We start from the raw sequence: 13,028 nt of genomic DNA, 5'->3' as shown, positions 1-13,028 counted from the left end.
CTTAAAAACTCATTCACTATGACCATAAAGCAATTATCTGTATTCTTGGAAAACAAGACAGGAAGAATAAACGATGTAGTCCGTACATTGGGACAGAACGGCATAAACATGCATGCCTTCAGTATGGCTGAGACAACAGATTTCGGAATTCTACGCCTTATCGTATCTGATGTTGATAAGGCTGTTGAGGTTTTGCGTGCACAGAACTTTGCCGTTATGTCAACCGAAGTTATCTGCCTCAGTTGTGACAATACACCTGGTTCTCTTGCTGTAATTTTGGAGTATCTGGCAGAAGAAAAAATATTCATTGAATATATGTATGCTTTTGCTCAAAATGACAAGGCACATGTGGTGATAAAGCCTAACGACCTCAAGGCATGCCTGGCAGTGCTTGAAGCAAAAGGCTGCACAGTATTGAAGAAAGGGGATTTATAATAGAATTTATTTAAATAAGACAACTGGTCAGGTGAAAATATCAAACTCACCTGACCAGTTATTTTTTTAAGAATTATCGGTCTTGTTTTTTCATCTCTTTTTTATATGCCGTAGGCGTTTTTCCTGTATATTGCTTAAATGCCGTACTGAAATAGCTTTGCGAAGTAAATCCTACACTTACAGCGATTTCCACAAACGACATGTCGGTTTCCAGAAGTAGTTCAATGGCTTTCTCCATCCTGACCTTACTAATATAATCGTTTATTCCCATATTGGTAAGGTTTTTCAATTTGCTATATACCGAAGTGCGGCTCATTCCAAGCTCTTTGCAAATGGTGTGTACTCCCAATTCCGGATCACTCATATGATTATTGATAACTGAATTCATTTTAAGGATAAACGATTCATCTACCTGGCTGAATGTTGTAGATTCTGCTGTAGGCAGTTTCCCTGTATCTGAATATGCTTTACGTGCTATGTCTCTGTTTCTGAGCCTGTTTTTAATGACCTCCAGAAGCATATCAATATCAAACGGTTTCAGGATATAGTCGTCAGCTCCATTTTTATAACCGTTTATTCTGCTTTCGTTATCGTCCTTTGCAGTCAACAGAATTACAGGCAAATGGCTTATTGAAAAGTCCTGTTTAATTGATTTGCATAACTGATATCCGTTCATGCCTGGCATCATAACGTCACTTATTACAATATCCGGTAAATGGCTTTTTATAAGTAACAGGGCTTCTTCACCTTCGGAAGCAGTAATGACTTTTTTGAAATACTCTTTCAGTACCGATTTTAGGAAACTTCTCAAGTCGGCATTATCATCTACTATCATAACAGTATAAGACAATGTATCCATGTCAGTAAGTTTCGTCCCTTCTGATTTATCATCTCCGTTAAAGTCGAATATCAGTTCATTCATATACTGTTTAGGCTCGTAAGCCTTAGTGTCATCCTGTCTTCTTGGAAGCTCGAAAAAGAATGTTGCACCTTCATCCTCATTGTTGTATGCCCCAATCTTTCCTCCATGCATTTCAACCAGGATTTTTGAGTATGACAATCCTATTCCCGTTCCGGTCTCTTCGCCGGCTCCTTGATAAAACCGTCTGAAAAGCATGGATGGATCTGTTCCTTTAAGTCCATGTCCCTGATCGGATACTGATATTTTTACGGAATCACTTTCAACAATGTTTTCTGTAGATATAGTTATAATCCCACCACTGAAAGAATGTTTCAGAGCATTGATTAGTAGATTTGTAAGTATGCTGTCAAATTTCTGTTTGTCCACTTCTATTTCACCTGCAGAATTATCTAGCTTGAACACAACATTGGCTCCAATGGCTTTTGCTTCCTCTATGAAATCCTGACCTATGTATTTTACATATTCGTTCACATCAGTTATACTTAAATTGAGTTTTCCGTTGCCAACTTCCATTTTCCTCACGTCAAGTACCATATTTATAAGATTCTTCATGCGTTGAGTCTGCCTGTAGATACCCTTCAGAGGAAGCAATAATGGATTTTCCATATCCAGAGTTTTCAATATTCTCTGTAATGGTGCGTGTATTAACGTAAGAGGGGTTCTTAATTCATGGCTTATATTTATAAGGAAACGAATTTTATCCTCATACATTTGCTTTTCACGTTCTTTGATTATAAGATTGTGTTTTTCTGTCTTTTTTCTGACTATCAAAATGTTTATGTAAATGAATACTAATACCAAAAGCAGAATACATGACAGGAAAAACCATTTGGTCTTATACCATGGTGGAATGACCTTAAGTGTCAGAATACATTTTTCGTTTGTCTGATTACCATCTTTTGTATTGCATGATACCAATATCCGGTATTTACCTGCCGATAATGAATGCAAAGCAAGCTCTGATCTGTATGTCTCGATATTCTTTTTTATATCAGGTCCATATATTTGAAATTTATACATTTTCTTTCTGAAAATATCTTCACCGTTAGCAAATACCCTTATAATCAAGCTACCTGATTCAGACATCTTCAGTTCCGGTATTTGGCCATCGGTAGAAAAAAAAGTTTTCATGCCGTTAAGCTCTATTTCAGAAAGATTCAGAGAAAGTGCAGACGTACTCTCATAATCCAGCAGTTTGTCTATTTTTAATAATCCTCTTACTCCGCCCATAAAAATCCGTCCGTCAGAATTTACGAATTTCGAGCTAGGCATATATTCATTAGGCATCACGCCATCCGATTCTCCGTAAAATAAAAACTTCTGTTTATCGACATCCCAACAGAATAGCATGGATTCGGCTCCTACCAATACTTTATTGTTTACACATACTACAGAAGATACACGATTGAACAGTTCTGTTTTTACCCACTCGTGTGTGTGATTCTTGTTGTCGTATCTGATTAACCCTTTATCTGTTCCAACCCAAATTATCCCTGAATTGTCTATGCTTACTGATGTAATTGAAGCATCGTTTGAAACCTTGAAAATCATTTCCAATGTTTTGGTCCTGTTATCCAGTCTGTAAACATTATTTATATCGTTAATGTATGTATAGATGGAGTCATTTCCTATGGCAACCAGAGAACCGATACCAAGGTCAACATTATTTTTTTCTTTAATAGTATCAAATTTTCCGGTCTCTTCGTCATACCAATATACAAAATTCGCAAGGAACAATATAGATTTAGGAGTATTTCTGTATATGAAAACGGAATTACCGTGATTACAAAGTTCTTCGTTAGTTTTTTTATCTATAAGTATAAAAGGTTTTTTTGTTCCTGTGACTGTATCAAAAACAAAAATTCCCTCGGCAAAATTAAATATAAGGAGCTTATTCTTTCCAAAATCGCAGATAGAAGTTACTTTATCACCTATGGTAGATGGGAAATGAGAAAATTTTCCATTACTAAGATTGTACATATTTAATCCTCCGCCATTTGTACCAATCCACAGCCTGTCGTTTCCTTCCTTAAATAAATACAGTGCGGTACTGTTTGTCAGTCCGCTATTGTCGCCAGGAAGGACATCCTTATATGTTCTCATCGAAACTTCATGCATACATATGGCTCCATAGTAAATGCTGCCTATCCATACGTTCCTATAATAATCTTCATACAGGCATATTATAGAATTTGAAGGTAAAGAATAGTTGTTTTCGCTTGGTATATGTTTTAGAACTTTAAAAATACCGCTTTCTTGATTTAGTACGGAAATTCCGTCTCCATCAGAACCAAACCATATTTCGCCCTTGTGTTCAATAATACTCAGTACAATATCACTGCTTATTCCTGAATTCTTTTTTGAATAGTAATTAAGGATTCTGAGGTTCTTATCATAGCAGTGCACTCCTTGATTATACGAGGAAATCCAGATTTTCCCTTCATTGTCTTGATATGTGCATATTATATCATTTCCACATTCAGGAAAAGCAGCGTATGATTTTTTTGATTTCAAGTCAACAATTCTCATTCCGTACCATCTGTCGCTACATATTAGTGTATCAGTGCCGGAAAGAATCATATTTGATACATTATAATCATTGGGCAGGTTGAATGATATAAGATCTTTTATTTTCTTTTTATATATGTCGTAGGTATAAATGAAATTTTTTCCTCCCAATATGATTTCTCCTTTATTGACTATGGCACTTGAAGCTATCAGTGGAGATTTATCATCGTTTTCTATTATGCTGAATCCATTTATTGAGTAATCGTATATACAAATACCTTTATTGGTAAGCACCCATAAATGGCCGTTATTGTCTTGGAATATTTTATAGATATAGCTTCCTAACGGTGAGTTTTTATCCTTATTGTAATCTTTGATATTCTGGCCGTCATATCTGAACAAACCTGCTCTTGTGCCCATCCATATAAACCCATACTTGTCTTTAAAAATGCAATGAACTACCGAAGGAACATCAGACGGTAAATATATCTGGCTATATGAATAGTCAGCATATAGTTTGCTGACATGGAGCAACGAACTTAAAATAATTATTACAAATAATATTATCTGTGAGACTTTCATATTGGATTTTTGAGGTTTACTTTTACAAATGTAATAATAATACTTCAATATATAATGTCTTTTAATGTTTAATCTTAAAAGATACTTTTTCAATTCTTTATTTTCAAAAAATGCAAGAAATACTATAACAATATTGAAAATCATATATTTATGTCGATTTTTAAAAATCTAAAGTCATTTTTTAAAAGTAATGAAACTGTCTATTATATAATTTTGCAGCATGAAAAATACAAAGACTAACTTATTAATACCGTATTTTATTTTTTTTAACTCAATTTTATTGAATGGTTAACTTAAAACAAAAACCTATGAAAAAAGACATTTTTTTCAGACTGAATTCTCCATGGAGGAGATGTTTATTACAGTCAATTCCCGTAACCGTAGGTTTGCTTGTCGCAATTAATGCTTATTCAGAGACAAATCCAAACCAGAACCTTAATCTAGTATCTGTATCACAGCAGAACTTTACTATTACAGGTACTGTGGTTGACGATAAAGGTGAACCACTTATAGGTGTGAATGTACTTGAGAAAGGAACAAATAATGGAACAATTTCAGATTTAGATGGCCGTTTTTCATTGAATCTTTCATCGAAAGATGCCGTGATTGTAGTTTCGTATATTGGATATAAAACTACAGAAGTCGCAGTCAACGGAAGAACGGATATAAGCGTAAGTCTTAAAGAAGATTCCGAAACTTTGGAAGAGGTTGTCGTTGTTGGATATGGAACTCAGAAAAAAGTTAATTTGACAGGATCGGTATCTTCTGTATCCGCAAAGGATATTCAGGATGTTCCCACTTCCAATACTACATCATTGTTACAGGGACGTATGCCTGGTCTGGTTATCAGCCAGAATGGTGGTCAGGCAGGTAAGGAAGATATGGAAGTGCGTGTACGTGGTGTCGGTACATTCGGAAACAATAATCCTATGGTAATAATTGATGGGGTTGAAGGTACACTTTCACAAATGAGCGATATTCCTTCGGCAGACATTGAGAATATTTCAGTATTGAAAGATGCAGCCTCAGCAGCCATTTATGGTGTACGTGCTGCCAATGGTGTTATACTTATTACAACCAAAAGAGGTAAGGCCGGTAAAGTTTCTGTAAACTATTCAGGAAATTATACCATTCAGACTCCTATGTTGCCTAAATATATTGACAGCTATCATTGGGCCTTGATGAAAAACGATGTGGCTCCAGATACATATGATACTGTTGCTCTTCAAAAATTGAAAGACGGTTCAGATCCGGATCATTATGCAAATACAAATTGGTTGGATGAAGTTTTCAGAAATGCAGGTATGCATCAACATCATCTCTCTGTTTCTGGTGGTAATGAAAATACTCATTATATGACTTCTATTTCGTATTCAAATCAAGAAGGTATAATGAAAAAAACAGGTGCGGAAAAGTTTTCATTCCGATCTAATGTAGATAGTAAATTGGGTATTTTTGATTTTGGATTGAATGTTTCGGGCAATAAGAATAATATAGACCAGCCTGCTTCCATTGCCCCAAGTGGTGAAACCAGCGTAATGCGTTATTTGTCATGGTTCTCGCGCCCGACTGTACCTGTAATGTATTCAAACGGATATTATGGATATGTTGACGGTTCGCTAAAAAATGCTGAGTTGGTAAAGAATCCTGTGCAGTTTATGGAACAAGGCTATAGACTGGACGAGACATGGAGATTTAACGGTAAGGCTTATGCAGGAATTGATATCATTGATGGCTTGAAGTTTAAGACAAGTCTGGCATATGCTTTTTATATGAATGCTACCAAGAAATATACACCTAAGGAATTAGGTAGATATGATGCGGAAGGTAACTTGCTGAAAGCTCCTGGTCAGAACAATAGGTTGGAAGATTATTATTGGAGAGATGCAACCGTTACAAATGAGAATATTCTTACTTATGACAAGAAGTTTGGACAGCACAGTCTTAATGTATTGCTTGGTCATTCTGTTATAACTTATAAGAGTTCAACAACTACGGCAGGAATAGAAGGATTCCCTACAGAAAATATTTACGAACTTAACGGAGGTTCAAAAAATCCGTCAGCAATAGGTGAAAGTAGCGAATATAGATTGCAATCATTCTTCGGACGTGTAAACTACAGCTATGCAGACAAGTATCTTTTCGAAGTAAATGTCCGTCGTGATGGTTCTTCACGTATGCCGAAGAGTAACAGATATGCAACATTCCCGTCAGTTTCGGCAGGTTGGGTGTTTACCAATGAATCATTTATGGAAGATTATCAATGGTTGTTCGGTAAGCTTCGTTTCTCATGGGGTAAACTGGGTAATCAGGAGATAGGAAGTTACGCTTATCTCTCAAGTCTGGGAGCTTCCGGTAATTACTATTTTGACCAAGGCAAAGACCCACAGACAGGTATGGTATCTACTTCTATCGCTAACGAGAATATAAAATGGGAAACAACCAGAACAATCAATGCGGCCATAGATCTTGGTTTCTTTAATAATAGACTTCAAACTACTTTTGAATGGTTTGATAAAAAGACTTCTGACATCTTGATGCAGTTGGCTATGCCTAATATTTTCCTTGGTTCTCTTTCAGCTCCTTATCAGAATGTTGGTACTGTAAGAAACAGAGGATGGGAATGGAATGTAAACTACAATGACAGTAAAGGTGACTGGACTTGGTATGCAGGATTTAACTTGTCGCACGTGAAAAATGAAATTCTTTATATGGGTGGATTGTATGAACGTATCAGCGGACAGACTATAAACCGTGTCGGTGAACCTATCGGTGCATATTATGCTTATAAAGCTATAGGATTGTACAGGACAGAGGCCGATCTGAACAGAACAAATTCGAAAGGTGAACTGATAAAACAAAACGGTGTTGCTCCAAAACTTGGTGATATCATGTATGAGAATATTAACGATGATGATAACATTACTCCAGAAGACAGAACTATCATAGGTAATCCTTTTCCTAAATACACTTATGGTATAAATATTGGTGCAGGATGGAAGGGATTCGACATTTCAACTTTCTGGCAGGGAGTCGCTGGTATTTACCGTTATAACTGGGAAACTACAACTGATATCCGAGGTAACTTTACTGACAGATGGTTGGACAGATGGACAACAGAAACGCCTGATGGAAAAATGCCTGCACTTGGTAATACAATGAACGAGCAGTTCTCTTCATTCTGGCTTGAAAATGCAAGTTATCTGAGATTGAAAAATCTTGAATTTGGATACACATTTGGCAGTATTTCAAAACTTGGAGTCTCTAAATTACGTGTTTACTTTGCAGGAACCAATATGCTTACTTTCACAAAACTGGATAACTGGGATCCTGAAAAGGGAGCTGACGATACAAGAAATGATAATTATCCAAATGCAAAATCATTCTCATTTGGTGTGAATATAACCTTTTAAACTATAAAAACTTACTATTATGAAATTTAGATTAAATATATACAGAGGATTGTTGTTGTCTGGATTGCTTATTACAGCAACTTCTTGTTCTGACAGTTTTCTGGATTTGAATAATCCAAACCAGGTTTCGGATAATACTTTCTGGCAGTCTGAAAGTGATGCTTTAATGGGGCTAGCGGCTTGTTATGACGCTTTACAGTCTGATCATTTGTATGATGATAATGTTGACGGTGGAGGATTCGGATTCCTTATGCGTGAAACCAGTACTGATAACGGACAACATACATGGGGAGACTGGATGCAGGGCAGTACAGTGTCTAAAGGTACTTCTGCTACGACAGACGGATGTTTCTCTAACTACTGGAATGCAAACTATGAGTTGATTAAGCGCTGTAATCTCCTTCTTTCTAAAGTGGAGGGCATTCCTATGGAAGATACATCAAAAAATGCAATTAAGGCTGAAGCTATTGCTTTGAGAGCATTAGGATATTGCAACCTAATTTCTCTATACAGGGATGTTCCTTATATTACAGAACCTTTGACATTGGAAAATCCGGAAGCTCCAAAGGAACTGAAAAAGAATATAGTTGATAATATTTTGGCTGATTTGAAGACAAACAATCCTAGCCTTCCTGATAAAGGTACAGAACAGAAAGGAAGAATGTCAAAAGAAGCTGCTTATGCTATAATGGGACGTATTGCTTTATTTGATGCAAGATGGGATGATGCTATTGAAGCTTATAATAATGTTATCGGTAAAGTTTCTTTATTTAAATCAGGTGATGGCTCGGATTTCGAAGCAAACTTTAGAAATCTGTTTAAAGAAGAAAACGAAGGCTGTGATGAAGTCCTCTTGAGTGTTCATTTCACTGGTCCGGGATTAAAGGAAGGTAGTACATTTGGTGTATGTTGGAGTGCCCCGCTTAATGCTATTGAAGCATCTATGAACCTGAGTGATGATTTTTATTGTATTGACGGATTGCCTATTGAGAAGTCTCAATTATTTAAAGGTAGTAAGGAAAAGGGAGGTCATACCAGAGAGAATCCTGACTATGCAAGATACGAAAACCGTGATCCACGACTTAAAGCAACATTAATGTTGCCTGGAATGACATGGAATGGAAAAGAATATACCAATAATCTTCCGGCAAAATCAACAGCTTGCATTCTAAAATGGTTTACTCCTGAAAATACAGCAAATGAATACGATGGAAGCTTGGATTATTACATCATAAGATACGCTGAAGTATTGCTTTCTATGGCTGAGGCTAAAGTGGAAAAAGGCTTGCCTCAAGCGGAAATAACCCAGTATGTCAATGAAGTCAGAGCACGAGTTGGTATGCCTGCTGTAGAAGAAGTCGAAGGCAAAAATTTGTCACAAGATCAGTTGAGAGATATAGTCAGACACGAAAGACGAGTGGAACTTGCTTTCGAGGATTTAAGGCTTGCCGATTTGTACAGATGGGGTGAATGGAAAAATGCTGTCGAAAGAATGAAACATGACAAAGAGTTCTATGGTGATGATTTTGCTGTTTATGATTTCAGCTATAGAGGCCCGCAAGATGAAGTTTGGCCAATACCACAGGGTGAAATTGATACCAATAAGCAACTCGTACAACATGATGAATGGAAATAATATAATAAGAGTTTGAATAATAGGGTTGCTCAAAAGGCAACCCTATTTTTATTAACCTTCTTGATTTTAATATTAGAATTATGTATAAAAAAGTTTACACTCTTATATCATCTTTCTTTATATTGCTTGGTATGTCAGTTTCATCATGCGACGGCCATAATGATGGCAATATATTGTTTATGGATGATTTTTCTGGTGATTCTTCTATCCCTGATACTTCCGTATGGGAACTATGTAAACATGCAAACAATGCCTGGTCGCAACATTTCAAATACGTCAAAGGATACGAAAATGTTAAGGTGGAAGACGGTGTACTCAAACTTAAAGCTTCAAAAGAAGACGGAGTATATAAAAATGGTGGTATCAGAACAAAAAACGGCTTTCCTTGTAATACTCGTCTGGAGGTAAAAGCCAGATTGACAAAACTTGTAAAAGGTGGTTTTCCTGCTATATGGCAGATGCCGATAAATGCGCCTGTATGGCCTAGAGGTGGTGAAGTTGACCTCATGGAATGGGTACAAGGAACCCCTTATGATGTATATCAGACCGTGCATACATATTACATAAACGGTGATTATGGTTCTGCCGGTGTGACCAATCCTAATCGTCCTACAGATTTCGATGTAACCCAATATCATGTTTATGGTGCCGATAGAACAGAGAAAGCTGTAATTTTTTATATCGATGGTGTTGAAACATGGAGATATGAAAACCAAAATCTGCCTTCCGAAGAAATGCAGTTCCCGTTTTGTGACTATCTTTATGACATAATATTGAATTTTTCTCTTGGAGGAGAATTGAACGGCAACCCTACATGGCCTGGAGAAATAGATGACAATGACCTTCCTGGAGAATTATGGATTGATTGGGTTAAGGTGACAAAGATATGATAAATATATGATTTATTGATTTGTCATTTGAACTGTAACTTGAAAACTGTATTCTTCTCATTGCTGCACACCAATGATATACTTCCGTTATGGAGACGCATAATCTGGCGGGAAAGACTTAATCCTACTCCCGTTCCTTCCTGTTTTGTTGTGTAAAATGGAACGAAAATATCCTCATAATTCTCTTTGCTTATAGGATTTCCGTTGTTTGATATGTTCACAATAACGGCTTCGTTAAGGTCTATTTCGGCAGTTATATCTATGGTTGTGGCTTTGGCTTGGATAGCATTCCTTATCAGGTTTACCAGTACTTGCGAAATCTGGTCTTCGTCTGCATAAAGAAGAATGTCTTCCGATTTCTCTACGTAACTTAGTGTTGCTCCTGATGCACTGATTTGTTCACGTGTCAGTTGGGTAACCCTGTCAATAAGCTCTTGCAGATAGAAAGCTTTTTTTACAGGTGCGGAAACACGTGTCAGCGAACGGTAAGTGTCAACAAATTTTATCAGTCCGCGGGCTGATTCAGATATTGTGTCAAGGCCCAATTTGAGTTCTTCTCTGTTTACAGGCTTGTTTTCGGATGAAGTTATATCCATCGACAGTGTATGGCTCAGCGAAGCTATTGGAGTTACGGTGTTCATTATTTCATGCGTAAGCACACGGATAAGTTTGTTCCACGACATCTCTTCGTTGCGCGACATTTCGTTGCTTATGTCATTTATAACGATAATCTTAACATTCTTTCCCTGCAAAGAAGTTTCGGATGACGAAACTGAAAGTGTGGTCTGTCCTTTTTCGTTGTAGAAGGAAACACGCATTTCGTTCTTAACTTCGGAAATATTTTCAAAGCATGATTCTATTTCCTGACTCACATTTGCCAATTGGCGTATATTGCTTAGCGTAGCTACTCCAAGTATATTAAGTGCCGCCGAATTGCAGTATGAAACTTTTCCACTGAATTTCTCGTTCAGTTCCACTACCACAATACCTGTCTTTACCCTGTCCAGCATCTGACCGTAGTAACGTTCCTGTTCGTTTATTTCCAGTTTCTCCTTTTCGAATATCAGACGTATTCTGTTCAGAGTCTTGTTGAATCTGCGATACAGCACTTTCTTCTCGTCAAAACGGAAGTTGGTCTCCTTGTCTTCCAGTGCGTCAAGAATGTACGAAACCTTTCGGTGTGTCTTTCGCGCATAATACATACCGGAAATTATTGCAGAGATTAATGCTGTAGCAATAATGATTAATATGACATTTTCATACGAAATCATATATTATATTTTTTCAGTTTCGTATATAGGGTAGGGCGACTGATGTTTAAAGATTTTGCCACGTGGGTAAGATTGCCGTTATATCTTTCCATAGCGGCGCGTATGGTTCTTTCTTCCACTTCCTCCAGTGTCTCTTCTCCTGAAGCTGATGCTTGCGGTTGTATCTCATAGCTGTGTTGTCTGTCAGGCAGACAGAAGTCCGAAAGCTGAAGCTCCGTACCGTCGGTCAGGATTACTGCCTTTTCTATCGTGTTCTGCAGTTCGCGGATGTTTCCGTTCCATCTGCATGAAACCAATGCTTTTTCCGCTTCACTTGAAATGCCCGATACCTCACGATGATATTTCTCGGCATATCTCTTTATGAATATTTCTGCCAGAGGGATAATCTCGTCAGTTCTTTCTCTAAGGGGAGGAAGTTGCAGATGCATGGTGTTGATACGGTAATAGAGGTCCTCGCGGAACTCGCCGTTACGTATCATTTCCTCAAGGTTGCGGTTGGTGGCACAGATGAGGCGGATATCTACAGGTGTCGATTGCGAACTTCCCACCTTGCTTACTGTTCTGTTCTGAAGAACTCTGAGCAACTTGGCCTGTAGATTAAGAGGGATATTTCCTATTTCGTCAAGAAACAGGGTGCTGCCGTTTGCCTGTTCTATTTTTCCCACACGGTCTGTATGAGCATCCGTAAAGGCTCCTTTTACATGTCCGAACAGTTCGCTTTCGAACAGTGTTTCCGTTATCGCTCCAGCATCCACACAAACCATCGGCTTCATTCCTCTGTCCGACAGACGATGGATTTCTGCCGCAAGCACATCTTTTCCCGTACCGTTTTCTCCCGTAATAAGAATGCTTGCATCTGTTGAGGCTATTTTGTTTACGGTGCGGAATATATTTTTCATTTCCGGACTGCTACCCCAGTGCATTGTCGCAGCCTGGCTTATCGCAGGTTTTATGCTTTTCTTTTTTGTTCCTGCATCCCTGTGCTTGTAGGCGGCATCAAGCACAGAAATCAGTTTCTCGTTTTCCCACGGTTTTACAATGAAGTCGAACGCTCCGCGTTTCATTCCCTCTACCGCCAGTGATATGTCAGCATACGCGGTGAAGAGTACAACTTCAGTCGTAGGGCTTGTCTTTTTGATTTCCGAAAGCCAGTACAGTCCCTCATTTCCGGTATTGGCAGACGACTGGAAGTTCATATCCAGCAAAATCACGTCAGGCATAAATTCTCTTAACTGTGAATTTATGACGTTTGGTGATGCCACAGCCTTTACTTCCTTGAAGTATTTAGGCAGTAGCAGTTGGAGTGCTGCCCTTATTCCGCTATTATCATCTACTACTAATATTTTGGCTTTGTTCATGTTCGCTTTTATT

7 protein-coding genes are annotated in these 13,028 nt (G+C 37.7%); 4 read left to right on the top strand and 3 right to left on the bottom strand.

Going from position 1 to position 13,028, the window contains the following annotated elements; all coding sequences use genetic code 11:
• Positions 1-18 precede the first annotated feature (18 nt).
• The gene (locus NW213_RS08600; protein WP_154043944.1) at positions 19-435 is read left to right on the top strand and encodes an ACT domain-containing protein; all 417 of its coding nucleotides are present in this window, start codon (positions 19-21) and stop codon (positions 433-435) included.
• Positions 436-508: 73 nt separating this feature from the next.
• On the opposite strand, the gene NW213_RS08595 is transcribed toward NW213_RS08600, so the two are convergent.
• The gene (locus NW213_RS08595) at positions 509-4,447 is read right to left on the bottom strand and encodes a response regulator (RefSeq protein ID WP_258322494.1); all 3,939 of its coding nucleotides are present in this window, start codon (positions 4,445-4,447) and stop codon (positions 509-511) included.
• 308 nt (positions 4,448-4,755) lie between these two features.
• Here NW213_RS08595 and NW213_RS08590 point away from each other — a divergent pair, with 308 nt between their 5' ends.
• The 3 genes from NW213_RS08590 to NW213_RS08580 all read left to right on the top strand — a co-directional run bounded on the left by NW213_RS08590 (position 4,756) and on the right by NW213_RS08580 (position 10,386).
• Entirely contained in the window at positions 4,756-7,860 is a 3,105-nt protein-coding gene (locus NW213_RS08590; protein WP_258322493.1) for a TonB-dependent receptor, read from the top strand.
• Positions 7,861-7,879: 19 nt separating this feature from the next.
• Complete coding sequence (locus NW213_RS08585; protein WP_239469126.1) at positions 7,880-9,496, top strand: RagB/SusD family nutrient uptake outer membrane protein; 1,617 nt, start codon at positions 7,880-7,882, stop codon at positions 9,494-9,496.
• An 80-nt stretch (positions 9,497-9,576) separates the two neighbouring features.
• A complete protein-coding gene (locus NW213_RS08580) occupies positions 9,577-10,386 on the top strand; it encodes a glycoside hydrolase family 16 protein (protein ID WP_204392140.1) in 810 nt (269 codons plus the stop codon).
• Positions 10,387-10,409: 23 nt separating this feature from the next.
• Here NW213_RS08580 and NW213_RS08575 read toward each other — a convergent pair whose 3' ends face one another.
• Both NW213_RS08575 and NW213_RS08570 read right to left on the bottom strand, forming a co-directional pair.
• On the bottom strand, positions 10,410-11,657 hold the full coding sequence (locus NW213_RS08575; protein ID WP_258322492.1) for a PAS domain-containing sensor histidine kinase: 1,248 nt from the start codon (positions 11,655-11,657) through the stop codon (positions 10,410-10,412).
• A complete protein-coding gene (locus NW213_RS08570; RefSeq protein WP_258322491.1) occupies positions 11,654-13,015 on the bottom strand; it encodes a sigma-54 dependent transcriptional regulator in 1,362 nt (453 codons plus the stop codon). The genes NW213_RS08575 and NW213_RS08570 overlap by 4 nt, the downstream gene beginning before the upstream one ends.
• Positions 13,016-13,028 lie beyond the last annotated feature (13 nt).

Origin of the sequence: Bacteroides sp. ET336 (assembly GCF_024733815.1) — a bacterium.
GTDB classification, from domain to species: domain Bacteria; phylum Bacteroidota; class Bacteroidia; order Bacteroidales; family Bacteroidaceae; genus Phocaeicola; species Phocaeicola cellulolyticus.
Note: the sequence above shows the minus strand (reverse complement) of the source record. Positions and strands in the feature narration are given on the sequence as shown.